This window comes from Rhodococcus sp. Chr-9, from assembly GCF_000801125.1.
Classification (GTDB): Bacteria; Actinomycetota; Actinomycetes; order Mycobacteriales; family Mycobacteriaceae; genus Rhodococcus; species Rhodococcus pyridinivorans.
The window spans coordinates 122115-148107 of sequence record NZ_JTIZ01000076.1 but is presented as its reverse complement, the minus strand read 5'-3'; the positions used below and the strand labels follow the sequence as shown (position 1 = coordinate 148107).

Below are 25993 nucleotides of genomic sequence, written 5' to 3'. Positions count from 1 at the left end.
CGGAGCCACCTGTCGTGTTCGGCGGGTGGCTCCGTCGTGTGCAGGGGGTCGTGCGCAGGTCCGCCGAGCCGAAACCGACTGGACAGCCGTACTGCACACGGGTGTACCGTGAGGACACAGCTTTGGTGATGTTCGTCACACCCGCTCGCGGGGGAGTGGATGCGACGTGGTCCGTATCCGAACGACACGTCTCCTCGGGAGGCCACCATGCGTAGATCCCTCGTTTCGGCAGCATGCGCCGCCGTCATGCTGTCCCCCGTCCCTCTATCCGTCGCACTCGCGGGCACCGCAGCGGCGCAGACCGACATTTCCGTCGTCGGCATGTCGCAGGAGCAGGCACAGCACGTGCTCTCCGACGCGGGAGTCCCCTACATCATCCTCAACCGTTCCGGCAGCACCATGCAGAACTGCCGGGTGACCGAGCAACGCGACCGTGGCTACGACGTCGAGGTCGAGTACGACTGGGACCACGAGAACAAGGAGTGGGACAAGACCGAGGTCGAGGTCTGGCGAGGACTCGCACTCGTCGTCTTCTGCGACTGACGCTCGGCTAGTCCCAGAACACCCGCTCGACGACCGCCCGCGCACGACGCGTGACGCGCAGGTAGTGGTCGAGAAACTCCGACGCGTCCTCACCACGCCAACCCGTCACGCGGGCAACGGCTTCGAGCTGCCGTCCCGGCCCCGGGAGCTGGTCGGTCGGCTTGCCGCGGACGAGCACGAGACAGTTCCGCGCATCCGTCGCGGTGATCCATGCCGTGCGCAGGAGTTCGACGTCGGTCGCGCTGAGCAGCTCGGCGGCGCCGATGCCGCCGAGCGCCTCGAGCGTCGAGGTCGTGCGGAGCGCCGGGAGCCGGTAGGCGTGCTGGAGCTGCAGCAGCTGCACGGTCCATTCGATGTCGGCGAGACCGCCCCGTCCGAGTTTGGTGTGGGTGGCCGGGTCGGCCCCGCGCGGCAGCCGCTCGGAGTCCACGCGTGCCTTGATGCGCCGGATCTCGCGGACGGCCTCCTGCGAGACCCCGCCCTCCGGATAGCGCACCTCGTCGATCATGTGCAGGAAGCGGGTGCCGAGTTCGCGGTCGCCCGCGACGGCGTGTGCACGCAGCAGCGCCTGCACCTCCCACACCTCGGCCCACTGCGTGTAGTACGCCCGGTAGGACGCGAACGTCCGGACGATCGGCCCGCTGCGACCTTCCGGACGCAGATCCAGATCGACCTCGAGCGGTGGGTCGGTGCTCGGCGCGCCGAGGAGTCGCCGCACCTGCTCGGCGATGCTCGTGGCCCACTTGACCGCATCGGTCTCGTCGGCGTCCGGCAGCGGGTCGCACACGAACAGCACGTCCGCGTCGGATCCGTAGCCGAGTTCGCCGCCTCCCAGCCGGCCCATCCCGATCACTGCGATACGCGCCGGCGCCGGTCCGCGGGACTGTTCCGAGCCCCGGATCACCGCGTCGAGCGCGGCTTCGAGGACACCCGCCCATACTGTGGACAACGCCCGGCACACCTGCGGCACGTCGAGCATGCCGAGGATGTCGGCACTCGCGACGCGCGCGAGTTCGGCGCGGCGCAGCGAACGCGCGGCGGCGATGGCGCGAGCGGGGTCGGAGTAGCGCGAGGACGATGCGACGAGGGCGCGCGCCACCTCGGGCGGGTTCGCCTCGAGCAGCCGCGGCCCGGTCGACGCGTCGGCATACAGGCGGATGACCTCGGGAGACTTCACCAGCAGATCGGCGACGTAGGCCGACGAGCCGAGCACCGTCATGAGACGTTCGGCGACGGCCGGCTCGTCGCGCAGCACCCGCAGGAACCAGACCGTGTCGTAGAGCGCATCGGACAGCCGCCGGTAGGCGAGAAGACCGGCGTCGGGATCGGTTGTCTCGCCGAGATATTCGAGCAACTGCGGGAGCAGCAGTGCCTGGATGCGCGCCTTGCGGGAGGCTCCCCCGGACAACGCCGCCAGATGTTCCATCGCGTGCTGCGGGCCGTTGTACCCCAGCGCGGCGAGCTGGCGGACGGCCGCGTCGGGCGACAACCGCAGCGCTTCCTTGTCGAGCTTGCTCACCGAGTCCAGCAGCGGCCGGTAGAACAGGCGCGCGTGCAGTTTCCGGATCCGCGACGAGTTGCGCTTGATCTCCGATTCGAGCACGCCGAGGGCGTCCTTGCGCCCGTCCGGCCGCATGTGCGCGGCGCGCGCGAGCCACCGCAGGGCCTCGCGGTCCTCGGGCGGCGGCAGGGTGTGGGTCCGCTTGAGCCGCTGGAGCTGGAGCCGGTGTTCGAGCAGGCGGAGGAACTCGTAGGACGCCCGCATGTTCGCGGCGTCGTCGCGCCCGACATAACCGCCGTCGGCGAGCGCGCACAGCGCTTCGACGGTGTTGGGCACGCGCAGCGATTCGTCGACGCGACCGTGCACGAGTTGGAGCAACTGCACGGCGAACTCGACGTCGCGGAGGCTGCCGCGTCCGAGCTTGAGTTCGCGTTCGCGTAATTCCGGGGGCACCATCTCCTCGACCCGGCGGCGCATCGCCTGCACGTCGGGCACGAAGTCCTCGCGTTCGGAGGCGGTCCACACCATCGGGCTCAGGGCGTCGATGTACCGGCGGCCGAGGTCGAGGTTCCCGGTCATCGGCCGTGCCTTGAGCAGTGCCTGGAACTCCCAGGTCTTGGCCCACCGGTTGTAGTAGGCGACGTGGGATTCGAGGGTGCGGACGAGCTCGCCGCGTTTGCCCTCCGGTCGCAGCGCGGCGTCGACCTCGAAGAAGGCCGACGTGCCGATGCGCATCATCTCGCCGGCGATCCGGCTCGCGCGGGCGTCGGCGGGTTCGGCGACGAAGACGACGTCGACGTCGCTGACGTAGTTCAGCTCGCGCGCACCGCACTTGCCCATCGCGATGACGGCGAGGTCGATCGGGCACGGGCCCTCCGGGACCACCGTGGACACGGCCACCGCGAGGGCCGCGGTCAGCGCCGCGTCGGCGAGGTCGGCGAGCAACGCCCCGACCTCGAGATAGGGCAGCACCGGTTCGTTCTCGACGACCGCCGCGAGATCGGCGGCGGCGATCAGCATCAGTTGGTCGCGGTAGGTGGTGCGCAGCGCCGCGACCGCGTGCGGGCCGATGAGCCCGGCCCGGTGGATCAGCCGGCCGGGACGTCCGTCGGGCTCGGGTTCGGCGTCGACGCTGTCGAGCATCCGCGCCGTGAAGGTGTGCTTGTCGGGCAGCGCCGCGCTGCCCGCGAGCATCTTCCAGCGATCCGGGTTGGCGACGATGTGGTCGCCGAGCGCCGACGACGCCCCGAACAGCCCGAACAACCGGCCGCGCAGGCGCGTGTCGGAGCGCAGCGCCGAGTCGAGTTCGGCCCAGTCGTCACCGAGCGCGTCGGCCAGGCGCGCGAGGGTGCGCAGGGCCAGGTCGGCGTTGGGGGCACGGGACAGCGCCCACAGCAGTTCGACGCTGTCGGCGTCGTTCCATNGGCTCGACGAGGCCGAGCCGACCGGGGCCGGGAACTACCGAACGCGCGCTGGGCGGTCTCACCACGCTTCCATCGTCGCTTACAACCCCAGGTACTGCTCGAGTTCGAAGGGGGTGACCTGGCTGCGGTAGTTCTCCCACTCCCGCCACTTGTTGCGCAGGAAGTAGTCGAAGACGTGCTCACCGAGGGTTTCGGCGACGAGTTCGGACTTCTCCATCTCGCGCAGCGCGATGTCGAGATCGGTAGGCAGTTCGCGGTAGCCCATGGCGCGACGCTCGGCGGAGGTCAGCGACCACACGTCGTCCTCTGCTTCGGGGGCGAGCTCGTAGCCCTTCTCGATGCCGCGCAGACCTGCCGCGAGCAGTACTGCGAAGGTCAGGTAGGGGTTGCACGCCGAGTCGGGGGTGCGGATCTCCACGCGACGCGACGATGCCTTGTTCGGCGTGTACATCGGGACGCGCACGAGCGCGGACCGGTTCGACGGGCCCCAGCACGCGGCCGTGGGTGCCTCTCCCCCGTGCACGAGACGCTTGTAGGAGTTGACCCACTGGTTGGTGACGGCGCTGATCTCGTTGGAGTGCTCGAGGACACCGGCGATGAACGCCTTGCCGGTCGCCGAGAGCTGCAGCGGGTCGTCGGGGTCGTGGAAGGCGTTGGTCTCGCCCTCGAACAGCGACATGTGGGTGTGCATCGCGGAGCCGGCGTGGTCGCGGAAGGGCTTGGGCATGAAGGTGGCCCGCACGCCCTCCTGCATCGCGATCTCCTTGACCACGTAGCGGAAGGTCATGACGTTGTCGGCCATGGACAGCGCGTCGGCGTAGCGCAGGTCGATCTCCTGCTGGCCGGGCGCGGTCTCGTGGTGGCTGAACTCCACCGAGATGCCCATGGACTCGAGAGCGTCGATGGCGTGACGCCGGAAGTGCGGGGCCGAGCGGTGCACGGACTGGTCGAAGTAGCCGCCGATGTCGGCCGGGACCGGGGCGCTCCCCTCGGGGCCGTCCTCGACGAGGAAGAACTCGATCTCGGGGTGCACGTAGCAGCTGAAGCCGAGATCGGAGGCCTTGTTGAGCTGGCGGCGCAGCACGTGGCGGGGGTCGGCCCAGCTGGGGGTGCCGCCGGGCATGGTGATGTCGCAGAACATCCGGGCCGAGTACTGGTGACCCCGATCGTCGACCCAGGGCAGCACCTGGAAAGTGGTGGCGTCGGGACGCGCGACCATGTCGGCTTCGGAGATCCGGGAGAAGCCTTCGACGGCCGAGCCGTCGAAACCGATGCCCTCCTCGAAGGCTCCTTCGAGTTCGGCCGGCGCGATCGCCACCGACTTGAGGGTGCCGACGACGTCGGTGAACCACAGGCGCACGAACCGAATGTCGCGCTCTTCGAGGGTGCGGAGCACGAACTCCTTCTGGCGATCCATACCCGCGAGACTAGGCACAATCCGTTAATTCCGTGTTACATCAGGTGCCACTTGCGGATGGCGTGTCGCTCACGTGCGTCGGCGGTCAGCAGTGAGGATCACTTTCCGGCACCGTCGAATCCACAAGATAGCTGGTCACAGCGGTGTCGACGCACGCGTTGCCGTCCAGGGCGACGGTGTGCTGCGTTCCCTCGAAGGTGACCAGGACACCGCCGAGCCGGGCGGCCAGTTCGACTCCGGCATCGTAGGGCGTCGCCGGATCGCCGGTCGTCGAGATCACGAGCACGGGCGGCAGGTCGCGGACATCGGGGGTGTGCGGCTCCCCCGTGGCCGGGACCGGCCAGAAGGCACACACGTCCAGGGCCGCCGATCCGGTGCCGCGTCCGTCGTCGAGGAAGGGGGCGGCCGCGCGGAACCGCATGTCGAGTTCGCCCGCGAGGGCCCGGTCGGTCACCGGCGGGTCGTCGACGCACCGGACGGCGTTGAAGGCGTCGGTGATGTTGCTGTAGGTGCCGTCCTCGCCGCGCCCCTCGTAGAGGTCGGCGAGCCGCAGCAGGGTGTCGCCCGTGCCGGTGGTCGCGAGCGACTCCAGCCCACCGCGCAGCGAACCCCACAGGGTCGGCGAGTACAGACCCTGCTGGACACCGGTGATGGCGTCGCGGTGGCTCAGGCCTCGCGGATCTGTGGTGGGCGCCGGAGCGTCGAGCAGCGGGTCGACGAGCCCGCGGAACCGCTCGGCGGCCCGGGCCGGATCGGTCCCGAGCGGGCACCCCGCGTACCGCGCGCAGTACGCCGCGAATTCGTCGAAGGCCTTCTGGAAGCCCTCGGCCTGCAGCACGATCTCCTCGACCGGGTCCTGCTCCGGATCGATCGCGCCGTCGAGCACCATCGCCCGCACCCGACCGGGGAAGGCCTCGGCGTAGAGGGTGCCGAGTCGGGTTCCGTAGGAGTAGCCGAGATAGGTCAGCGCGTCGTCACCGAGGACCCCGCGGAGGACATCCATGTCCTGCACGACCTCGCGCGTGCCGAGGTGCGCGAGCAGATCTGTGCCGTTGCGTTCGGCGCACAGCTCCGCGTACTCGCGATTGCGCTTCTCCGTCTCGGCGATGCCCGCAGGGCTCGTGTCCCCGTCGTCCAGAGCGCGGTCGGCGTCGAACTCGGCGTCGGTGAGGCAGCGGACCGCCGGTTCGGACGATCCGACACCGCGGGGGTCGAAGCCGACCACGTCGAAGCGGTCGGCGAGGACGGTGCCGTCGGCCGCGAGCGCGGTGGACAGTCCCGAGGCGCCCGGGCCGCCGGGGTTGACCAGCAGGGAACCGATCCGGTCGCCGCCGGCGGGCAGTCGCGACACCGCGAGGGTGATCACCTCACCGTCCGGGTCCTCGTAGTCGAGGGGAACCTCGATGCGTGCGCACTCCACACCCTGCCGCACCATCATCGGCCCGTCGGCGTCGTACGGCCCGCACGACTCCCAGTCGACGTCCTGCTCATAGAACCGTTCGAGGCCCGGAACCACTCCGACCGCCGACGGCTGTCGTTGTTCCTGCGCGGTGTCACCGCACGCGGTCGCCGCGGCAGCGGCCACGAGCGCCAGGACGGACAGACGACGGATGCGCGCGCGAGCAGGGTGGGGCACGATCCGATCGTGCCATGCCCCGGTCAACCTGCAGCGACACGACCTGCACTCTCTTCCGAGCGGTCGTTCGGTGTGACGAATCGCACCGCTGCGCGGCCTTCGCGCTCTCCGGGCCGAGTGGCAGACTGAGACAGTCATCACCCGACCCGGGGACCCCGAGGGCCTCGAGGAAGAAAGGGACAGTGATGTCCGACAACGTGACGTCCGTATACGGCGGCGCGGCCTCCGCTTCAGCCCCTGCCGACACCCCCAAGCGCAAGACACGAGTCCATCACCTGCAGGCGATGAAGGCCGAAGGCCGCCGCTGGGCAGAGTTGACGGCCTACGACTACTCCTCCGCCCGCATCTTCGAGGAGGCGGGTATCCCCGTCCTGCTCGTGGGCGATTCCGCAGCCAACGTCGTCTACGGCTACGACACCACGGTGCCCCTGACCGTCGACGAACTCCTCCCCCTCGTCCGCGGCGTAGTGCGCGGTGCTCCGCACGCGCTCGTCGTCGCCGACCTGCCGTTCGGCTCGTACGAGGCCTCGCCCGAACAGGCCCTCGCCACGGCCGTGCGGTTCATGAAGGAGGGCGGCGCCCACGCGGTGAAGCTCGAGGGTGGCGAGCGGATGGCTCCGCAGATCGCCGCGATCACCGCCGCCGGCATCCCCGTGCAGGCACACATCGGCTTCACCCCGCAGTCCGTGAACACACTCGGCGGGTTCCGGGTGCAGGGCCGCGGCGACGGCGCCGAGCAGCTCGTCGCCGACGCGATCGCCGTCCAGGAGGCAGGCGCCTTCTCCGTCGTGATGGAGATGGTGCCGGCCGACCTGGCCGGGCAGGTCACCCGCAAGCTGAGCATCCCGACCGTCGGCATCGGCGCCGGCAACGAGTGCGACGCCCAGGTCCTCGTCTGGCAGGACATGGCCGGCTACACGAGCGGGAAGACCGCGAAGTTCGTCAAGAAGTTCGGACAGGTGGGCGACGAACTGCGCCGCGCCGCAACACAGTACGCAGCAGAGGTCGGGCAGGGCACCTTCCCGGGGCCCGAGCACTCCTTCTGACGATCGCTCGTTTGCCGAGGGGCACCACCGACCGCGGTGGTGCCCCTCGTGCGTCCGGGATCACCGCCGTCCCGGGGTGCCCGCGGAAGCGACACTGAGTAAAATTTCGGTAATGAGCCACCCCTGGCACGCACTCGATTCCGGTGACACGCTCGCCCGGCTCGAGACCACCGAAGCGGGACTGACCACGGCCGAGGCGACCCGCCGGCGGGAGCTGTACGGACCCAATGCGCTGCCCGCTCCCCGCTCGGATCGCTGGTGGTGGCGACTGCTGCGACAGTTCCACAACGTCCTGCTGTACGTGATGATGGCGGCCGCTGTCGTCACCGCGTTCCTGGGCCACTGGATAGACACGGCAGTCCTGATGGGTGCCGTGATCGTGAACGCGCTCATCGGTTTCGTCCAGGAGGGTCGCGCCGCGTCCGCGCTCGACTCGATCCGTGCCATGCTCGCGCCCCGGACGCGGGTCCACCGCGACGGCCGGATCGTCGACATCCCCGCGGCAGATCTCGTGCCGGGCGACGTGGTGCGCCTCGCCTCCGGCGACCGCGTCCCCGCCGACCTGCGGATCCTGAGCTCGCGTGAGCTGCGCATCGACGAGGCGGCCCTGACCGGTGAATCCGTGCCCGTCGCCAAGACACCGGACCCGGTCGACGCCGACACCGAACTCGGCGACCGCAGATCGACGTGCTTCACCGGCACCGTCGCGGTTTTCGGCCAGGGTGACGGCGTGGTGATCGCGACCGGCTCCGACACCGAACTCGGCCGCATCAATGCCCTGTTGTCGGGTGTCGACCGCGCGGCCACACCGTTGCTCGAGCAGATCGGCCGCTTCGGCCGTTGGCTGGCGGCGGTCATCCTCCTCGCGTCCGCCGTGACCTTCGCGCTCGGTGTCGTGTGGCGCGGCGAGAGCCCGGCGGAGATGTTCACCCTCGTGGTCGCGTTGGCCGCCTCCGCGATCCCCGAGGGACTCCCGGCCGTGATGACCGTGGCCCTGTCCCTCGGCGTGCAACGCATGGCCCGGCGCAACGCCGTCATCCGGCGCCTTCCTGCCGTCGAGACCCTCGGCTCGGTGACGGTGATCTGCTCCGACAAGACGGGCACGTTGACCCGCAACGAGATGACCGTGCAGAAGGTCGTGTGTGCGCACCGCACCGTCGAGGTGGGCGGTGTCGGTTACGCGCCGATCGGTTCGATCATCGCCGCCGAGAGTGGCGATCCGGTCGATCCGCACACCGACCCGGCACTCGATCTGGCCGTCCGCGCCGGTGTCCTGTGCAACGACACCGAGGTGGTCGAGGAGGACGGCGTGTGGGAGGTGCACGGCAACCCCACCGAGGCAGCGCTCGTCGTCCTCGGCCGCAAGGCCGGCCTGCCCACCGCGGCGGCCCACGAGCGGTGGCCGCGCCTCGATGTCGTCCCGTTCGAATCCGAACACAAGTTCATGGCGACCCTGCACCCGCACGACGACGGTCGCCGCGAACGCATCCTGCTCAAGGGCGCCCCGGAGCGGGTCCTCGTCGCCTGCACCGGCCAGCTCGGCGCCGACGGCGTGGTACGCCCCGTCGACGAGGCCTACTGGACCCGCCGCGCCGACGAGATCGCGGCCCAGGGCCTGCGCGTGCTGGCCCTCGCGTTCCGCGACCGCGAACCGGAGGACGGCGTGCTCGCCTTCGAAGACGCCCGGCACGACTTCACGATGCTCGCTCTGGTCGGCATCATCGACCCGCCGCGCGAGGAGGCGATCACGGCGGTGCGCGAATGCCACCGCGCCGGGATCACGGTGAAGATGATCACCGGTGACCACGCCGCCACCGCCGCCGAGATCGGGGCGCAGATGGGTCTCGGCACGGGTTCGCGGGCGATGACCGGCGCCGAGATCGAGACCCTCGACGATGCGGAACTGCGCCGGGTCGTCGCGGAGACGGACATCTTCGCGCGCACCAGTCCCGAGCACAAACTCCGTCTGGTGCGCGCCCTGCAGGCCGGCGGTCACGTCGTGGCGATGACCGGCGACGGTGTGAACGACGCGCCGGCGCTTGCGCGGGCCGACGTCGGGGTCGCGATGGGCATGACCGGAACCGAGGCCGCCAAGGAAGCGGCCGACGTCGTTCTCGCCGACGACAATTTCGCGAGCATCGCCGCCGCAGTCCGCGAGGGCCGCGGCGTCTACGACAACCTGAAGAAGTTCGTCCTCTTCATGCTGCCCACCAACGGCGGTGAGGCGCTGGTGGTCGTCGCCGCCATCCTCTTCCAGCTCACCCTGCCGCTCACACCCGCGCAGGTGCTGTGGATCAACCTCGCCACCGTCAGCACCCTCGGTCTGGCGCTCGCGTTCGAACCGACGGAGAAGTCGGTCATGCTCCGCAGGCCGCGACCGCCCGGGGAATCACTGCTGTCCCGCTTCTTCGTCTGGCGCGTGGTGATGGTGTCGGTGCTGATGATGGTCGGCTCGCTCGGCCTGTTCCTGTGGGAACTCGACCGCGGTGCACCGGTGGAGGTCGCGCGCACGCTCGCGGTGGACGCGATCGTCGTGGCCGAGATGTTCTACCTGCTCAACAGCCGCCGCATCCGCGACACGGTCCTCACCCGCGACGGGCTGTTCGGGAACCGGTACGTGCTTGCTGCGATCGCGGCGTGCGCCGCGTTGCAACTGTTGTTCACCTACGCCCCGTTCATGCAGGCGATCTTCGGGTCCGCCGCGATCTCGTGGGCGGACTGGGGCAAGGTGCTCGCGGCGGGCCTGCTGGTGTTCGTCGTCGCCGAGTTCGAGAAGTGGGTGGTCCGGCGCCTGCGACCGGCACCCGTGTCCTGACCGCCGAGGGCCCCGTCCCCGGCCGGTGGCAGACTCGACGACGATCCGACCGTACGACCCGTGAGGTGTCCATGCAGATCCGCTCCAGTCTCGTTCCCGCCGTCGCCGTCGCGCTGGCAGGTGTTCTCGCGGCGTGCGCGCCGGCCCAGGACCCGGCGCCGACCGGCACGTCCACCGAGTCCCCGGTGACGACGGAAACGACATCGGCTGCGGGATCGAGCCCCGCGGAGGCCGGAGCGGGTGGCTTCACCGAGGCGCAGACCGCCGACCTGTGTGCTCGTCTCGAAGGTCAGTTGTCGAACTGGCGCACCTACACCCCGTCGGTGGGTCGCGGCGGCCTCAACATCCTCGTCGGTGAATGGGGTGCGGCGAACGGTGTCGATCTCGTCGTGCTCGCGGGCGACCGGGGCCGCATCGACGCGGCGACCTCCTCGCAGTGCCCGCAGGTGCGCGAGGAGGCCCTGCGCGGCCTCGACATTCCCGATCTCGCGTCGGGTCTCGTCGGGTTCTGACCCGTGGAGCGACGCGAACTGTATCCGCCGATCGAGCCGCACGAGACGGGCATGCTCGACGTCGGTGACGGCCAGCAGCTGTACTGGGAGGTCAGCGGCAACCCGCAAGGCAAGCCCGTGGTCTTCCTCCACGGTGGTCCGGGTGGCGGCACCGCACCCCTGCACCGGCGCTTCTTCGATCCGGGCGCCTACCGGATCGTGTTGTTCGACCAGCGCGGCTGCGGCCGGTCGCAGCCCCACGTGGCCGACGGCGCCGATCTGTCGGTCAACACGACCGACCATCTGGTCGCCGACATCGAGCGGCTGCGCACCTTCCTCGGTGTGGACCGGTGGATGGTCTTCGGCGGGTCGTGGGGCTCGACGCTCGCCCTCGCCTACGCCCAGCGGCACCCCGAGCACGTCACCGAACTCGTCCTGCGCGGGATCTTCCTGCTGCGCCGCAGCGAGATCGACTGGTACTACAACGGCGGCGCCGGGCAGCTGTTCCCTGAGGCGTGGGAAGGATTCTGTGCCCCGCTCGCCACCACTGGGCCCGGCGAGCATCCCGTGGACGTCTACCACCGCCTGCTGCACTCGACCGATCCGGACGTCGCCCTGAACGCGGCGATCGCGTGGTCCACCTGGGAGGGCGCCACGAGTTCACTGCTGCCGAACCCGGATCGCGTCGCGGAGACGGCCGAACCCCGGTTCGCGTTGGCCTTCGCTCGTATCGAGAACCACTACTTCCACCACCGTGGCTTCTTCGACGAGGGGGCACTCCTGCGCGACGCGCATCTGCTGCGCGACATCCCGGGCGTGATTGTGCAGGGCCGCTACGACGTGGTGTGCCCGACGCGCAGCGCGCACGACCTGCACGAGGCGTGGCCGTTCTCCCGCCTGCACATCGTCGACGACGCGGGCCATGCGGCGACCGAACCGGGAATCGTGCACCGGCTCGTCGAGGCCACCGACACCTTCCGCTGACCCGGATCAGCCCGGCAACCGCCCGAAGCCGACCACGGCGTCGTCCCCGGTCACGTCGAGTTCGTGGACGCGGATGCGGCCCATCTCGTTTCCGCCGACGGTGATCGCGGAATCACCGTCGACGGCGACGACGATGTTCGTGTGCTCGCGCTGACCGACACCGATCCTGTTGTGGTACAGCACCACATCGCCGACCTCCGGCCGGTACCCCGTGCCCGCCGGTTCGTAGCGGTCGGCTTGCTCGTAGAACTCACCGAGCGTGAACACGCCGGGGATCCGCCAGTGGCCCGAATGCGGATTGGACAGCGGCACACCGGCTTCCCGCATGATCCAGCTGACGAAGTCGGCGCACCACGGTTCGCGGACATCCTCCGAGTAGAACGTGCCGGGATTCTGCGCCTCGTGCTGCTCCTCGAGCAGTTCGACGATCCGCACCTGCGTCGGTGTCAACGCCGACGTGTCGATCTCGGGGAACGACGCACTGTCCCAGGGGAACAGCCGGTTCGGCAGGATCCACCACACGAGCACCGCGAGCGCCGCGCACAACGCGACCGCGACGGCGAGGACGGCAGCGACCGGACGTCGCCGCCGCGTGGTCTCACCGGTCATGGTCGAAGCGGATCTTGCGGGCCTGCGGGTCGGCGAGGGTGAGCCGCACCCGCACGGTGCTGCCCTCCTCGGGTGCCCCGCCGCACGGGCCGATGACGGTCTCGGAGGCGACGAACACCTCGGCGTCATGCCGGTCGGTGGCTTCCTTCAGCACCGTCGCCTCGAAGGTCTCCCCCACTCGCGGCGCGAGCACGACGGCCTCGGTCAGGTCGATGCACGCCCGGTTCACCTTGCCGGCGAGCGAATCGGTCGACGACATGATCTTCGGCATCGCGGACAGTTCGGCGCGCACCGCCTCCGGGACGGGCAGGCCCGACGACACCGCGAGGCACACCTCGGTGGCGTATCGGTCGGACAACCGGCGCAACGGCGCGGTGACATGCGCGTAGGGCGCGCCGATCGCTCCGTGCAGGATGGTCTCGGGCAGGTCACCGTCGAAGGCGGCATAGGACGCCCCGCGCAGTAGCGTCGGCGCTTCGCTCATCAACACGAGCGTGCGCGGATCGTGGGCGTCGAGTCCGGCGAGGAAGGACCCGACTCCCATCTCCGGCGGCCACGGCACGTCCAACGACCGAGCGGTGCGACGCAGCCCGTCGACCGCCGCGGGATCGGCGGCGGGAAGGGTGCGCAGCAGACCGACCCCGGCGTCGATCATCATCTGCGCGGCGCACATTCCGGTGAGCAGCGAGATCTCGGAGTTCCACTCGTCGGCCTCGGTCCGCGGTTCGATCTGCAGCCTCCAGCCGTCGCCGTGCGGCACGACGTCCTGCGTGGGCAGACGCAGTTCGATCGCGCCGCGCGCGAGCGCCGCGGCCGAGCGCAACCGGCCGAAGTCGGGCAACGCCTCGACGGACGGATGCAACCTGTCCGCGTCGGCGTCGCGCTGCACTCCGGCGTAGTCCATGCGCGCGACCGACCGGACGAGCGCACGCCGCACGCTCACCGCGACGGGCTCCCCGCCGTGGTCGGTCTCGATCCGCCACAGCGCCGCCGGGCGGACGGCGTCCGGCAGCAGGCTCGCCGTGCCCTCGGACAGCTCGCGTGGATGCAACGGCACCGAGCCGTCGGGCAGATAGTAGGTCTGCCCGCGGCGGTGCGTCTCGGCGTCCAGTGCGCCACTCGGTTCGACGAGTGCGTACACGTCGGCGATCGCGTAGTGCAGCACGAAACCGTCGTCGGTGCGTTCGAGGTGCAGCGCCTGATCGAGATCCATCGATCCGGGTGGGTCGATGGTCACGAGCGGCAGGTCGGTGCGGTCCTCGCGGACGTCCGCGTAGCGGTCGGCCGCCTGCCGTGCCTCGTCGAGGGCATCCGACGGGAAGCCGTCGACGAGGTCGAATTCGGCGCGCACGTCGGCGAAGTCGATCGCCGGCGCGACGACGATGGGAGTGGTCACCACGATGCTCGGGAACTCCTGCGGTTCCGGATGCTCGTCGTCGAACTCAACCGTTCTTCCAGTCGTCGTCGGCGGCGTCGGCCGCCTTGTTCCGCTCTGCCGCGATCTCCAGCGCCCGCTGAGCGGTCTCCCGATCCGGGTAGGGCCCCATACGGTTGAGGGCGTGCGGATCCTTGCCCTGGGAGACCTTCCCCGTACGCACGTCGTAGTACCAGCCGTCGTCGCTCATGGTCTCAGTGTGCCCGAACGACGTCCTCGTGTACGGGCAACCCGTCGGCGGGCGTGGCGCGGTACTGTCGGGCCGCACACATGTGCTCGATGTCCGAACGCGCATGTGCTCGATGTCCGAACGAAGGAGCACGCCATGTCCTACATCCTCTACGACGCGTTGCTGCCCTGGCTGGGTCCGGATGCGGCCTCCTACTGGGCGCACCTGCTGGTCATCTATCCGATCTGACCCGACCGGTAGCAACGCGGTGGGATCGGGAGACGCCGGGCGAACGAGCCGGCCTGTAAGCCGGATCCTGTCCCCCGCCGAAACGGGGTGGCGACCATCCATCTGGGCACACCGTCGCCGGGTACCTCGAGCGGTTCACCCGCAGGCTCGGGCGAGCAGCCCTCGAACACCTGCGCAGCCGCACCGCACGCGGTGCGACCTTCAACCTTGCTCCGGGCGGGGTTTACCTAGCCGCCCCGGTCACCCGGGGCGCTGGTGCGCTCTTACCGCACCCTTTCACCCTTACCTGCCGTACGGCAGGCGGTTTGCTTTCTGTGGCACTGTCCCGCGAGTCACCTCGGGTTGCCGTTAGCAACCGCCCTGCTCTGTGGAGTCCGGACTTTCCTCGATTCAGGGCCTGGCACCATCCGGTACCGGTTCCCTGCTCCGCGGCCGCCCGGCCGACTCGTTCGCTCGACCAGACTATCCCGCGGCGTATCGGCGCCGCCAACTACGGTGCACTCATGACGCGACTCGTGGCCCTGCTCCGCGGAATCAACGTCGGCGGCATCCGCATCCGGATGGCCGATCTGAAGAAGGTCTTCGTCGGCCTCGGCTTCGAGAACGTCCGCACCGTACTCGCGTCCGGCAACGTGCTCTTCGACTCCGAGGACGACCCCGCCACCGCGAAGGCCCGGATCGAGGCCGCACTCACCGAGCGGTTCGGTTACGAGGCCTACACCTTCGTCGTCGAGCAGTCGTATCTCGCGCGGGTCGTCGAGGCGTATCCCTTCGACGACGCACGCGCCGACCGGCATTCGTACGTCGTGTTCGTCTCCGATCCCGCCGTACTCGAATCGCTGGCCGCCCTGTCGGACGATCTCGATCCGAATCTCGAGTGCATCGAGGTAGGCAAGAGGGTCCTCTACTGGCAGGTCGTGAAGGGCTCGACGCTCGACAGTGCCGTGGGGAAACAGTCGGGTTCGGCCCGGAACAAGGCGACGACGACCGTCCGGAACCTCAACACGCTGCGTCGACTGGCCTGACAGGGCACGTCGCCGGCCATCGCACCTGCGTACAGACTGCAGGTAGCGTCCCTCCTCGACATTCGGCCCGCCGGAAGGTCCAGGATGCGCAGACGCACCGGAGCATTCGCCTCGATCGCCGCGGCTGCACTCCTCGCGACCACACCGACGGTGGAGACCGCCGAGTCCGATACCGACTTCTACACGTCCCCTCCGGCCTTCGAGACGGCGCCGCTCGGCGACGTCCTGCGCACCGCATCGTCGGTCGCCGCCGTCGTCCCGAAAACCCCGGCCGTCCTCGACGCGGCCGTCACCCGCTTGATGTACCGCAGCGGTCTCGACCCCGACGACCCGATCGCGTTCTGGGGATATTCGCAGGGCGGCATGGCATCCGCCTCGGCCGCCGAACTCGCCGCCACGTACGCCCCCGAACTGTCGGTGGTCGGCGCCGTGGCCGGTTCACCGCCCGCCGACCTGGGCGACCTCGCCGTGGCCGGCGACGGATCCCTGCTCTCCGGCGGGATCGGCTGGGTCGTCGACGGTTTCATCTCGGCGACGAGCCGTGGGCGTCGCTGGTCGTCGAGCAGCAACTCAGCAACCGCGCCCCGGCAATGCCGGTCTTCGTGGCGCAGAGCACGGGCAACGACTTCGTGCTCGTCCAAGGGGTCGACCCCATGGTCGACAAGTGGTGCTCGGCCGGCGCCGACGTCACCTACCGCCGCTACGACGTCGGACCCGTTCTGACGAAGACCGGGACGGGCCATCTGATCGGCATGTTCCCGTCCGTCGTCGAAGGCCTCGACTGGCTCGATCAGTGGTTCTCCGGCCGGGAATCCCAGTCCGGCTGCACCGCCCGACATCCCGCCGGAAGAATTTCTCGGGACCGTGTAACACCCTCGGTCGGCCGACAGATAGACCTGATGAGTGGCCGCGCAGGCAACCCCCCGACATGTCTGCGCGGCCACTCGTCGTTTCGCGACCGCTACGGGTTCACAGGTGCGAGGTGTCGTTGACGAGCCGCACGGACGAGCCGCCGTCCGCGTAGAACTCGGCGATGCTGAGCGACGCGAGATCCAGGTGCAGGCGGTACAGCAGCGACGGGCCGGACTCGAGCGCCATCTGCAGGAACGTCTTGATGGGCGTGACGTGCGAGACGACCAGCACGGTCGAGCCGACGTAGTCGGTCAGCAGGTCGTCGCGCACCGAGGCGATCCGCTTGGCGACCTCGTCGAAGCTCTCGCCGTTCGGGGGTCGCACGGAGGTGTAGCCGAGCCAGCGGCGGTGCAGTTCGGGATCGCGACGCGCGGCCTCGGCGAAGGTGAGACCCTCCCAGTCGCCGAAATCCGTCTCGATCAGCCCGTCGTGCACCGTCACCGGGAGATCGAGGGCGTCGGCGGCCGCAGCGGCCGTCTCCCGCGCTCGCCCCAGCGGTGACGCCAGCACGGCGGTGATCCCGCCGCGGGCACCGAGTCGCCGGGCCGCGGCGACCGCCTGGTCGCGACCGAGTTCGGTCAGCTCCGGGTTGCCCCGCCCCGAGTAGCGACGCTCGACCGACAGCGAGGTCTGCCCGTGACGCAGCAGCAGAAGACGGGTCGGTGATCCGACCGCACCGGTCCAGCCGGGTGAAGGCGGCACTGCCGGATCGGGCACAGGCACGGCCGGCGGGGTGGCGACGTTCTCGGTCCCCGCATTCGACGGCGCCACGGGACGCGTCACAGTGTCGGACGCGACGTCCAGCAGCGCTTCGGCCGCCGCGTCCATCGCGGCGTTGGCCAGCCGGTCGGCGTGGGCGTTCTCCGCACGCGGGATCCACGTGAAGTCGACGCTGCGGAACCGGCCGGCGAGCTCACGTGCCTGCGCGGCCAGCGGGATCATGTCGGCATGTTTGACCTGCCACCGTCCGCTCATCTGCTCGACGACGAGCTTGGAATCCATGCGGACGTGCACCTCGTCGGCGCCGAGCTCGGCGGCGGCGGTGAGACCGGCGATCAGACCCTTGTACTCGGCGACGTTGTTCGTCGCGCGCCCGATGCTCGCCTGGCGTTCGGCGAGGACGGTCCGATGGTCGGCATCGAAGACCACGGCACCGTAACCGGCCGGTCCGGGATTCCCGCGAGAACCACCGTCCGCTTCGACGACGACCGTCGTCACAGTCCGGATTCCTTGGTGCGAACCAGGATCGCGTCGCACTCCGGGCACCGGACGAGCAGATCGGCAGGTGCGGCGGCGATCCGGGCGATCTCACCGCGGTCCAGTTCGAGACGGCACGCGCCGCAGCGGCGGGCCTGCAGCAGTGCGGCGCCGATGCCGGACTTCTCGCGCTGCTTCTCGTAGAGCGTCACCAGTTCCGTAGGAAAGACGGCGAGCAGTGCCTCGCGGTCGCTGCGGCACCGCTGCTCGGCCACCTCGATGTCGGCGAGCGCCTCGTCGCGGGCCCGGACGGCGTCGCCGAGCTGGTCGTCGACCTGCGAGACCCGCGCACCGGCGTGGTCGTGGTCGGCCTTCGACGCCTCACGACGCTCCATGACCTCGAGCAGGTCGTCCTCGAGTGCCGCCTGGCGACGCTCGAGGCTGGTGAGCTCGTGCTGCAGTTCGGTGAGCTGCTTCGATCCCACCGAGCCGCTCTGGAGCATCGACCGGTCGCGGTCGGCGCGCATGCGCACGGCCTCGATCTCGCCCTCGAGCTTCCGGATGTCCCGGTCGAGGTCGTCGAGGATGATCTCGACGGCCACCGCGGCGTCCTTGCGCGCGTTGCGCTCGGTCTGCAGGCGGTCCACCTCCTGCTGTTCGGGCAGTGTCCGACGGCGATGCGCGAGGCGGTTCAGCTCTGCGTCCACGGCGGCGAGGGACAGCAGCTTGGCCTGCACGGTGGGTTCGACGTTCACTCGGGTGGTTCCTGCTTTCGATGGTGTGTCGGTGGACCGGGAGTCGGCGGCCACGCGGGACGTGTCGTAGCTGATTACCGTACCGCGCCCGCCGCGGTCGTCCAGGGATCGGTGCGCAACTCGCTGACCCGCGCCTGCCAGCCGTCCCGATCGGCGAACGCCCTATCGAGGACGTCGCGGGCCTGCGCGCACCACGGGTACTCGCTCGCCCAGTGCGCGACGTCCACCAGCGCGGGACCCCCGGCGCGCAGATGCTCGTCGGCGGGATGGTGCCGCAGGTCGGCGGTGACGTAGACGTCGACCCCCTGCGCGGTGGCGAGCCCGAGGAAAGAATCACCGGATCCGCCGCACACCGCCACGGTCCGCACCGGCCGGTCGGGGTCGCCCGCACCGCGCACACCCCATTCGGTGGCCGGCAGCGCGGCGGCGACGTCGGCGGTGAACTCGCGCAACGTGCGGGTCTGCGGCAGCTCCCCCACCCGGCCGAGCCCGCGATCGCTCGGCAGGTCGGCGAGTTCGATGATGTCGAAGGCCGGTTCCTCGTACGGGTGCGCGTCGCGCAGGGCCGCGAGTACCGCCGCGCGCGACCGGCGCGGCGCGATGACCTCGATCCGGTCCTCGGGGACGCGTTCGAGGTCGCCGACCGAGCCGACGGCCGGGTCCGCGCCGTCGACCGGGCGGAACTGGCCGGTGCCCGTGGTCGACCAGCAGCATTCGCGGTAGTTGCCGAGGGCACCCGCGCCCGCTGCGAACAGTCCCGCGCGCACCGTGTCGGCGGCGTCGGACGGCACCATCACGACCCACTTGTCGGTCGCGGGTTCGGGCTTGGCCTCGAGCGGTCGCAGGCCGGTCAGGCCCAGCGCCCCGGCGAGGGCGTCCGAGACACCGGGGTTCGCACGGTCGGCGTTGGTGTGCGCGGTGAACAGAGCGCAGCCGCCGCGGATGAGGCGGTGGATCAGCGCGCCCTTGGGGGTGTGCGCGCCCACCGTGTCGACTCCGCGCAGCAGCAGCGGGTGGTGCACCAGCAGCAGTTGCGCGCCCCATTCGATCGCCTCGTCGACGACAGCCGCGGTCGCGTCGACGGCGAGCAGCACCTTGCGCACCGGCTCGTCGGGGTCGCCGGCGACGAGTCCCACCGAGTCCCAGCTCTCCGCCAGCGACGGCGGGTAGGCCGTCTCCAGAACGTCGATCACCTCACGCAGCGTCGCCGCCGTCACGTCCACCTCCAGCCGATCCGCTCTCTCCTACGCGCACGACCCTACGCGGCGGAAGACCGAACGAACGGGGAGAATGGCCCGGTGACTGTTCTCGCTGCCACCCAGCCGCTCGTGCTCCCTGCTCCCGTCGTCCTCTTCGATCTGGACGGCACGCTCACCGATTCCGCGACCGGGGTGATCAACGGGTTCCTCCACGCCGCCGAGACGACCGGCTTCGAGGCACCGGACGGCGACCTGCAGTGGCTGCTCGGACCGCCCATGCGCGACACCCTGCAGAATCTCGGGCTCGACGAGGAGCAGGTCGCTGCGGGACTCGCGGCCTACCGGGACTACTACTCCGCCACCGGCTGGGCGGAGAACGCCGTCTTCGACGGCATCGAAGCAGTGCTCGAGGCCGTCCGTGAGGCAGGTAGCCGCCTGGCGGTGGCGACGTCGAAGTCCCAGACGTTCGCCGAACGGATCCTCGACCACTTCGGTCTGACCGGATACTTCGAGTTCATCGGGGGTGCGAGCGACGACGGCGCCCGGCGGCACAAGTGGGAGGTCGTCGCGCACAGCCTCGCCGCTTTCGGGATCGATCCGCAGGATGCAGAGGCCGGCGGCACGACCGGCGTGGTGATGGTGGGCGACCGCGAGCACGACATCCACGGTGCGGGCCGGTTCGGCATCCCCACGGTCTTCGTCGAGTGGGGTTACGGGACCGAGACCGAGGGTCGTGCGGCGGCGCGGACGACCGCCTCGGTCGAAGAACTGCGGGAGGTGCTCACGGGTGGACGCTGACGACCGCTTCCACGTGACCTTCGTGTGCACCGGCAACATCTGCCGGTCGCCGATGGCCGAGAAGATCTTCGCCGAACACCTGCGCCGGGAAGGACTCGACGAGCGCGTCCGGGTGAGCAGCGCCGGCACGCACGGCTGGCACGTCGGGTCCGAGGCGGATCCGCGCACCGATGCGGTGCTGCAGCGGCACGGTTATCCCACCGGTCACTGCGCGGCGAAGCTCCGTGCCGAGCACCTGGCGGCCGACCTCGTCGTCGCCATGACCACCACTCACGAGCGGGCGCTGGCGCAGCTCGGTGTCCCGTCCGATCGCCGTGTGCTGCTGCGTTCGTTCGATCCCGACGCCGACGACGATTCCGTGCCCGATCCGTACTACGGCTCTCTCGACGAGTTCGAGCAGGTCCGCGAACAGATCGAAACCGCCGTTCCGGGCCTGCTCGAGCGGGTGCGGCAGCAGTGAGACGCACCTCACCGGCTACCGTGGATCTGTGCGCCGATTGACATTTCTCCTACGCCCCGGCTGGTTGGTCCTGGCACTGGTGGTCGTCGGCTTCGCCTACGCGTGCTTCACGGTCCTCGCGCCGTGGCAGCTGGGCAAGAACACGAGCACCGAGGACCGCAACGGTCGCATCGCTGCGTCGATGGCACAGGATCCGGTTCCCGTCGGTGACCTACTGGGCGGCGACGGTCCGACCATCGAGGACGAGTGGCGCCGTGCGCTCGCGCAGGGCTCCTATCTGCCCGAGTCGGACGTGCTCGTGCGGTTGCGCAGCGTCGAGTCGCAGCCGGCCTACGAGGTGCTGACTCCGTTCGCACTCGATTCCGGCGGAACGATCCTCGTCAACCGCGGGTACGTGCGGCCGGTCCGCGGCACCGAGATCCCCGAGATCCCGCCCGCGCCGTCCGGCCCCGTCACGCTCGACGCCCGCATCCGGATGTCCGAGGGAACGGTCGAGGACAAAGCCCCCTTCGTCGACGACGGCTACCAGCAGGTGTACTTCATCGACGCCCCGCAGGTCGCATCCGTCACCGGTCTCGATCTCGAGGACGTCTACCTGCAGCTCGACGCCGACCAGCCCGGCGGTCTCGGCGTGATCCCGCTCCCCCAGCTCGATTCGGGCCCGTACCTGTCGTACGGCCTGCAGTGGCTGGCGTTCGGGATCATGGCTCCGCTGGGTCTGGGCTATTTCGTGTGGGCCGAGCTGCGGGAGCGTAGGAAGTCCAAGGGTTCGCAAGACGGTGGTGACGCAGCCGAGGCCCCGGCGGAAGCGGCACCGCGCACCGCGAGCGAGAAGCTCGCCGATCGATACGGCCGGCCGCGGTGACCGAGCCGACCACCCTGCCCCGATTCGAGGAGCTCCCGATGTACGCGACCGTCGACGACTACCTGGCCGACAAGGATCCGGCCGCCGTCGATGTGTTCCGGCACGTGCGCGCCATGATCCTCGACCTCGGCGGCGACGTCACCGAGCACGTTCACGCGTCCGAGATCTCCTGGTCGCGGGGCCGCCCGTTCGCGGCGGCGTTCGTCTACGCCTCGCGCCTCGAGGTGGCTCTGGATCTGCCGCGGCGCATCCACCACGCGACGCTGCGTGAGGCGTTCCCGAAGAAGGGGACGGTGACGACGCACCGGCTGAGCGTCTCGTCGGTCGACGAACTCGACGACCACTTCGTGGAGTTGCTGAACGTCGCCTACCGCACCGCGGCGGAACCACGCGACTGACGTCTAGGGGATTTGTGTGGATCGGACCCCGCTAGACGGTGGCCGGATCCACCGGAATCGCTACATGTGATTGTGGGCGCGGAGGGTTTCGAACCCCCGACCGCTGGTGTGTAAAACCAGAGCTCTACCACTGAGCTACACGCCCGAAAGACGGCGGCAGGTGCCGCCGACTTCGCATCAGGACTTTAGCGCGGCGAGCGCTCTGGCCCAAGCTCCCTGGTCACGGGCCTCTCCGGGCTGGTTCTCCTCCGCGAACTGCACGATGCCGTCCTTGTCGATGACGAACGTGCCGCGGTTGGCGAAACCGAACTTCTCGTTGAACACACCGTAGGCCTGCGCGACCTCGCCGTGCGGCCAGAAGTCGGACAGCAGCGGGAAGGTGTAGCCCTGCTCGGCCGCCCAGATCTTGTGGCTCGGCGACGGGCCGACCGACACCGCGAGGATCGCGGTGTCGTCGTTCTCGAAGGTGGGCAGATCGTCGCGCACGGCGCACAGCTCGCCCTGGCAGACGCCGGTGAAGGCGAGCGGGTAGAACACCAGGAGCACGTTCTTGCTGCCCCGAAAGCTCGACAGCGTCACCTCCTGGTTGTTCTGGTCCTTGAGAGTGAAATCGGGGGCTTCGGCGCCCACGGCGATCGGCATGCGTATGGATCCTTACGTTCCGGGAGCCGGTTCAGCGGCGGGGACGGCCGGCCTTGGGCTGGACGAGGCGGCTGCCGATCCAGTCACCGAGGTTGGTGGCCGTGGTCTGGGTGAGGCCGGCTGTGGCGGCCGACTCGGCGATCTCGCTGGGCTCGACGTGATCGGGGCGCCCGGTCTTGGGGGTGAGCACCCACACGACGCCCTCGTCGGCGAGGGGGCCGATCGCGTCCATGAGGGCGTCGACCAGGTCGCCGTCGCTGTCGCGCCACCACAGCAGCACGACGTCGACGACCTCGTCGGAATCCTCGTCGAGCAGCTCGGTACCGGTGACCTCTTCGATCGCAGCTCTCAACTCGTCGTCGGTGTCCTCGTCCCAACCGAGTTCCTGCACCACGTGGTCGTGAGTGATACCGAGCTTGGAGACATAGTTCTTGGCATCCGCCGCGGCGACCACGGTGGCTCCTCCTAAGGGTTGTGGTGCGCGAATCGGATCCGCGTACCGGCGTGACGATCAATTGGTCAAAGCGAACATCGTTGCGGGCCTCAACGCAACCCGAATCGCTGGGAAAAGCGGGAGAATCTTTCCAGAGGGACCCATTGCACCGCCTCGCACGGTGTCCGTTCCGTCCTGTTGGCCGGGCCACGGCGTGATCCTTCGTCGCGGATGGGGGAAGATGAGGGGTGCATCATGTTCAGATGTCGATTGCGTCGGCTCCCACAAGAGCCGGCCGACGGAGAGGGCGCTCCACCTACGCGCCCACCACGATGAGGAGCAGACGTTGACAGACCTGATCCACGGATCCGACTCCCGAGAAGGCGCCGCACCGGGCGCGTCGGGACCGGATTCCTCGGCCAAGCCGGCATCGACCAAGGACAACCGTGTCCGGGTGATCCGCGAGGGTGTGGCCTCCTATCTGCCGGACATCGATCCGGCGGAGACCGAAGAGTGGCTCGAGTCGTTCGACGGGATGCTCGAGGCCGCGGGCCCCACCCGCGCGCGCTACCTGCTGCTGCGCATGCTCGAGCGTGCCAACGAGCGCAAGGTCTCCCTTCCCGCCCTGACCTCCACCGACTACGTCAACACCATCCCCACCGAGAGCGAACCGTGGTTCCCCGGTGACGAGGAGGTCGAGCGTCGCTTCCGCGCGTACATCCGGTGGAACGCGGCGATCATGGTCACCCGCGCGCAGCGCCCGGGTGTCGGCGTCGGTGGTCACATCTCCACCTACGCGTCGTCCGCCGCCCTGTACGAGGTCGGCTTCAACCACTTCTTCCGCGGCAAGGACCATCCCGGCGGCGGCGACCAGGTCTTCATCCAGGGCCACGCCTCCCCCGGTATCTACGCCCGAGCCTTCCTCGAGGGCCGCATCGGCACGGAGCAGCTCGACGGCTTCCGTCAGGAGCACAGCCACGCCTCGCTCGGCGGCGGCCTGCCCTCGTACCCGCACCCGCGCCTGCTCCCGACCTTCTGGGAGTTCCCGACCGTGTCCATGGGCCTGGGCCCGATGAACGCGATCTACCAGGCACGGTTCAATCACTACCTGCACGACCGGGGCATCAAGGACACCTCCGATCAGCACGTCTGGGCGTTCCTCGGCGACGGCGAGATGGACGAGCCGGAGTCGCGCGGTCTGGCGCACGTCGCGGCCACCGAGGGTCTCGACAACCTGACCTTCGTCGTCAACTGCAACCTGCAGCGTCTCGACGGCCCGGTGCGCGGCAACGGCAAGATCATCCAGGAGCTGGAGTCGTTCTTCCGCGGCTCCGGCTGGAACGTCATCAAGGTCGTGTGGGGCCGCGAATGGGACGCCCTGCTGCACGCCGACAAGGACGGCGCACTGGTCAATCTCATGAACGCCACCCCCGACGGCGACTACCAGACCTACAAGGCCAACGACGGCGCGTTCGTGCGCGAGCACTTCTTCGGCCGCGACCCGCGGACGAAGGAACTGGTCAAGGACCTGTCCGACCAGCAGATCTGGAACCTCAAGCGCGGTGGCCACGACTACCGCAAGATCTACGCGGCCTACAAGGCGGCGATGGAGCACAAGGGTCAGCCGACGGTGATCCTCGCGCACACCATCAAGGGCTACACGCTCGGTAAGCACTTCGAGGGCCGCAACGCGACCCACCAGATGAAGAAGCTCACCCTCGAGGACCTCAAGTACTTCCGCGACATCCAGCGGATCCCGATCTCGGACGAAGAGCTCGAGAAGGATCCGAAGATGCCGCCGTACTACCACCCCGGCTTCGAGTCGCCCGAGATCCAGTACATGCTCGAGCGTCGCCGGGCCCTCGGCGGTTTCCTTCCGGAGCGCCGCACCACCGCGAAGCCGTTGGCGCTGCCCGCGGAGAAGACTTACGACGTCGTCCGCAAGGGTTCGGGCAAGCAGGAGGTCGCCACCACCATGGCGACGGTCCGTGTGCTCAAGGAACTGTTGCGCGACAAGGAGATCGGCAAGCGCATCGTGCCGATCATCCCGGACGAGGCCCGCACCTTCGGTATGGACTCGTGGTTCCCGTCGCTGAAGATCTACAACCGCAACGGTCAGCTGTACACCTCGGTCGACGCCGATCTGATGCTTGCCTACAAGGAGAGCGAAGTCGGGCAGATCCTGCACGAGGGCATCAACGAGGCCGGTTCGACGGCGTCGTTCACGGCGGTCGGGACGTCCTACGCAACGCAGGGCGAGCCGATGATCCCCGTGTACATCTTCTACTCGATGTTCGGTTTCCAGCGCACGGGCGACGGCCTGTGGGCGGCGGCCGACCAGATGGCACGCGGGTTCGCCCTCGGCGCGACGGCCGGTCGCACCACGCTGACCGGTGAGGGCCTGCAGCACGCCGACGGGCACTCGCTGCTGCTCGCGTCGACCAACCCGGCCGCGGTCACCTACGACCCGGCGTTCTCCTACGAGATCGCCCACATCTTCCGCGACGGTCTGCGGCGGATGTACGGCGGCACGGAGGGTGTCGACGGCTTCGGCGGTGAGGACGTCTTCTACTACATCACCATCTACAACGAGCCGTACTCGCAGCCGGCGGAGCCGGAGGATCTCGACGTCGAGGGCCTTCTCAAGGGCATCTACCTGTACAAGCGGGGACCAGAGTCGGGTCCGAAGGCGCAGATCCTGGTCTCGGGCGTGATGATGCCCGAGGCGCTGCGTGCGCAGAAGATGCTCGCCGACGAATGGGGAGTGTCCGCGGACGTCTGGTCCGTCACTTCGTGGGGCGAGCTGCGCCGCGACGGCGTCGAGTGCGACCGCCAGGCGCTGCTGAACCCCGGTGAGGAAGCCTCGGTGCCGTACGTCGCGTCGGTGCTCAACGACGCGGCGGGTCCGTTCGTCGCGGTGTCCGACTGGATGCGCGCGGTGCCCGATCAGATCCGCAAGTGGGTTCCGGGCGACTACACGGTGCTCGGCN

At 69.4% G+C, this 25993-nt stretch carries 21 protein-coding genes, 1 tRNA gene, 1 other RNA gene and 3 pseudogenes; 13 read left to right on the top strand and 13 right to left on the bottom strand.

Annotated elements, in window-relative coordinates; translation table 11 throughout:
• The first annotated feature begins 207 nt into the window (after positions 1-207).
• The gene (locus QR64_RS10680) at positions 208-543 is read left to right on the top strand and encodes a hypothetical protein (protein ID WP_033097790.1); all 336 of its coding nucleotides are present in this window, start codon (positions 208-210) and stop codon (positions 541-543) included.
• 7 nt (positions 544-550) lie between these two features.
• On the opposite strand, the pseudogene QR64_RS10675 reads toward QR64_RS10680, so the two are convergent.
• The 3 genes and pseudogenes from QR64_RS10675 to QR64_RS10665 form a co-directional block, all read right to left on the bottom strand.
• Positions 551-3467: pseudogene (locus tag QR64_RS10675) on the bottom strand (bifunctional [glutamine synthetase] adenylyltransferase/[glutamine synthetase]-adenylyl-L-tyrosine phosphorylase); the annotation flags it as partial.
• Between the two features lie 80 nt (positions 3468-3547).
• Positions 3548-4885 (bottom strand): type I glutamate--ammonia ligase, encoded by a 1338-nt coding sequence (gene glnA / locus QR64_RS10670; RefSeq protein WP_039585166.1) that lies wholly within the window; start codon positions 4883-4885, stop codon positions 3548-3550.
• A gap of 85 nt (positions 4886-4970) precedes the next feature.
• On the bottom strand, positions 4971-6521 hold the full coding sequence (locus QR64_RS10665) for an alpha/beta hydrolase (RefSeq protein ID WP_052227274.1): 1551 nt from the start codon (positions 6519-6521) through the stop codon (positions 4971-4973).
• 185 nt (positions 6522-6706) lie between these two features.
• Between QR64_RS10665 and panB the strand changes: the two genes are divergently transcribed.
• The 4 genes from panB to pip all read left to right on the top strand — a co-directional run bounded on the left by panB (position 6707) and on the right by pip (position 11857).
• Entirely contained in the window at positions 6707-7567 is an 861-nt protein-coding gene (gene panB / locus QR64_RS10660; RefSeq protein ID WP_039585165.1) for a 3-methyl-2-oxobutanoate hydroxymethyltransferase, read from the top strand.
• Positions 7568-7679: 112 nt separating this feature from the next.
• Entirely contained in the window at positions 7680-10382 is a 2703-nt protein-coding gene (locus QR64_RS10655; protein WP_006554419.1) for a cation-transporting P-type ATPase, read from the top strand.
• 71 nt (positions 10383-10453) lie between these two features.
• Positions 10454-10894, top strand: a complete 441-nt coding sequence (locus QR64_RS10650) for a hypothetical protein (RefSeq protein WP_039585239.1) — start codon at positions 10454-10456, stop codon at positions 10892-10894.
• A 51-nt stretch (positions 10895-10945) separates the two neighbouring features.
• Entirely contained in the window at positions 10946-11857 is a 912-nt protein-coding gene (gene pip, locus QR64_RS10645; RefSeq protein WP_052227279.1) for a prolyl aminopeptidase, read from the top strand.
• Between the two features lie 6 nt (positions 11858-11863).
• Here the strand turns inward: pip and QR64_RS10640 are convergent, their stop codons facing one another.
• The 4 genes from QR64_RS10640 to rnpB all read right to left on the bottom strand — a co-directional run bounded on the left by QR64_RS10640 (position 11864) and on the right by rnpB (position 14767).
• Positions 11864-12466, bottom strand: coding sequence for a CHAP domain-containing protein (locus QR64_RS10640; protein WP_039585162.1), 603 nt, complete (start codon positions 12464-12466; stop codon positions 11864-11866).
• Complete coding sequence (locus QR64_RS10635; protein WP_039585161.1) at positions 12456-13865, bottom strand: RNB domain-containing ribonuclease; 1410 nt, start codon at positions 13863-13865, stop codon at positions 12456-12458. Before QR64_RS10635 ends, QR64_RS10640 begins: the two co-directional genes overlap by 11 nt.
• 43 nt (positions 13866-13908) lie before the next feature.
• Entirely contained in the window at positions 13909-14091 is a 183-nt protein-coding gene (locus QR64_RS10630; protein WP_006554424.1) for a hypothetical protein, read from the bottom strand.
• A gap of 268 nt (positions 14092-14359) precedes the next feature.
• An RNA gene (rnpB, locus tag QR64_RS25190) (RNase P RNA component class A) lies at positions 14360-14767 on the bottom strand.
• Between the two features lie 55 nt (positions 14768-14822).
• Here rnpB and QR64_RS10625 point away from each other — a divergent pair.
• From QR64_RS10625 to QR64_RS27755, 3 genes and pseudogenes are all read left to right on the top strand, one after another.
• A complete protein-coding gene (locus QR64_RS10625; protein ID WP_019289801.1) occupies positions 14823-15344 on the top strand; it encodes a DUF1697 domain-containing protein in 522 nt (173 codons plus the stop codon).
• An 84-nt stretch (positions 15345-15428) separates the two neighbouring features.
• A pseudogene (locus tag QR64_RS28675) lies at positions 15429-15815 on the top strand (lipase family protein); the annotation flags it as partial.
• 119 nt (positions 15816-15934) lie between these two features.
• A complete protein-coding gene (locus QR64_RS27755; protein ID WP_235367099.1) occupies positions 15935-16336 on the top strand; it encodes a lipase family protein in 402 nt (133 codons plus the stop codon).
• Here QR64_RS27755 and QR64_RS10615 read toward each other — a convergent pair.
• The 3 genes from QR64_RS10615 to QR64_RS10605 all read right to left on the bottom strand — a co-directional run bounded on the left by QR64_RS10615 (position 16314) and on the right by QR64_RS10605 (position 19431).
• Positions 16314-17474, bottom strand: coding sequence for a bifunctional RNase H/acid phosphatase (locus tag QR64_RS10615; protein ID WP_039585160.1), 1161 nt, complete (start codon positions 17472-17474; stop codon positions 16314-16316). The two genes, QR64_RS27755 and QR64_RS10615, sit on opposite strands and share 23 nt — an antisense overlap.
• On the bottom strand, positions 17471-18208 hold the full coding sequence (locus QR64_RS10610) for a zinc ribbon domain-containing protein (protein WP_006554428.1): 738 nt from the start codon (positions 18206-18208) through the stop codon (positions 17471-17473). The genes QR64_RS10615 and QR64_RS10610 overlap by 4 nt, the downstream gene beginning before the upstream one ends.
• Positions 18209-18282: 74 nt before the next feature.
• Positions 18283-19431, bottom strand: a complete 1149-nt coding sequence (locus QR64_RS10605; RefSeq protein WP_006554429.1) for a Nif3-like dinuclear metal center hexameric protein — start codon at positions 19429-19431, stop codon at positions 18283-18285.
• 75 nt (positions 19432-19506) lie between these two features.
• Between QR64_RS10605 and QR64_RS10600 the strand changes: the two genes are divergently transcribed.
• The 4 genes from QR64_RS10600 to QR64_RS10585 are packed head-to-tail and all read left to right on the top strand — an operon-like array spanning position 19507 to position 21928.
• Entirely contained in the window at positions 19507-20205 is a 699-nt protein-coding gene (locus QR64_RS10600) for an HAD hydrolase-like protein (protein ID WP_039585159.1), read from the top strand.
• Positions 20195-20665, top strand: a complete 471-nt coding sequence (locus QR64_RS10595) for a low molecular weight protein-tyrosine-phosphatase (RefSeq protein ID WP_006554431.1) — start codon at positions 20195-20197, stop codon at positions 20663-20665. Before QR64_RS10600 ends, QR64_RS10595 begins: the two co-directional genes overlap by 11 nt.
• Positions 20666-20693: 28 nt before the next feature.
• A complete protein-coding gene (locus tag QR64_RS10590; protein WP_037216851.1) occupies positions 20694-21530 on the top strand; it encodes an SURF1 family protein in 837 nt (278 codons plus the stop codon).
• Positions 21527-21928 (top strand): DUF5655 domain-containing protein, encoded by a 402-nt coding sequence (locus QR64_RS10585; protein WP_006554434.1) that lies wholly within the window; start codon positions 21527-21529, stop codon positions 21926-21928. The genes QR64_RS10590 and QR64_RS10585 overlap by 4 nt, the downstream gene beginning before the upstream one ends.
• A 73-nt stretch (positions 21929-22001) precedes the next feature.
• On the opposite strand, the gene QR64_RS10580 is transcribed toward QR64_RS10585, so the two are convergent.
• The 3 genes from QR64_RS10580 to QR64_RS10570 form a co-directional block, all read right to left on the bottom strand.
• Positions 22002-22073, bottom strand: a tRNA-Val gene (locus QR64_RS10580).
• A gap of 32 nt (positions 22074-22105) precedes the next feature.
• Positions 22106-22570 (bottom strand): peroxiredoxin, encoded by a 465-nt coding sequence (locus QR64_RS10575; RefSeq protein WP_006554436.1) that lies wholly within the window; start codon positions 22568-22570, stop codon positions 22106-22108.
• A 31-nt stretch (positions 22571-22601) separates the two neighbouring features.
• Positions 22602-23024 carry a DUF3052 domain-containing protein gene (locus QR64_RS10570; protein WP_006554437.1) on the bottom strand — a complete coding sequence of 141 codons (423 nt, stop codon included), beginning with the start codon at positions 23022-23024 and terminating at the stop codon, positions 22602-22604.
• Positions 23025-23349: 325 nt separating this feature from the next.
• Here QR64_RS10570 and aceE point away from each other — a divergent pair.
• Positions 23350-25992: pseudogene (gene aceE / locus QR64_RS10565) on the top strand (pyruvate dehydrogenase (acetyl-transferring), homodimeric type); the annotation flags it as partial.
• Between the last annotated feature and the right edge of the window lies 1 nt (position 25993).

Bases quoted from the DNA above. Each gene is read 5' to 3' on its own strand.
- QR64_RS27755 (WP_235367099.1), top strand. From the start codon at position 15,935: ATGCCGGTCTTCGTGGCGCAGAGCACGGGCAACGACTTCGTGCTCGTC.
- panB (WP_039585165.1), top strand. From the start codon at position 6,707: ATGTCCGACAACGTGACGTCCGTATACGGCGGCGCGGCCTCCGCTTCA.
- QR64_RS10680 (WP_033097790.1), top strand. From the start codon at position 208: ATGCGTAGATCCCTCGTTTCGGCAGCATGCGCCGCCGTCATGCTGTCC.
- QR64_RS10625 (WP_019289801.1), top strand. From the start codon at position 14,823: ATGACGCGACTCGTGGCCCTGCTCCGCGGAATCAACGTCGGCGGCATC.
- QR64_RS10575 (WP_006554436.1), bottom strand. From the start codon at position 22,570: ATGCCGATCGCCGTGGGCGCCGAAGCCCCCGATTTCACTCTCAAGGAC.
- pip (WP_052227279.1), top strand. From the start codon at position 10,946: ATGCTCGACGTCGGTGACGGCCAGCAGCTGTACTGGGAGGTCAGCGGC.
- QR64_RS10655 (WP_006554419.1), top strand. From the start codon at position 7,680: ATGAGCCACCCCTGGCACGCACTCGATTCCGGTGACACGCTCGCCCGG.
- glnA (WP_039585166.1), bottom strand. From the start codon at position 4,885: ATGGATCGCCAGAAGGAGTTCGTGCTCCGCACCCTCGAAGAGCGCGAC.
- QR64_RS10650 (WP_039585239.1), top strand. From the start codon at position 10,454: ATGCAGATCCGCTCCAGTCTCGTTCCCGCCGTCGCCGTCGCGCTGGCA.
- QR64_RS10640 (WP_039585162.1), bottom strand. From the start codon at position 12,466: ATGACCGGTGAGACCACGCGGCGGCGACGTCCGGTCGCTGCCGTCCTC.
- QR64_RS10630 (WP_006554424.1), bottom strand. From the start codon at position 14,091: ATGAGCGACGACGGCTGGTACTACGACGTGCGTACGGGGAAGGTCTCC.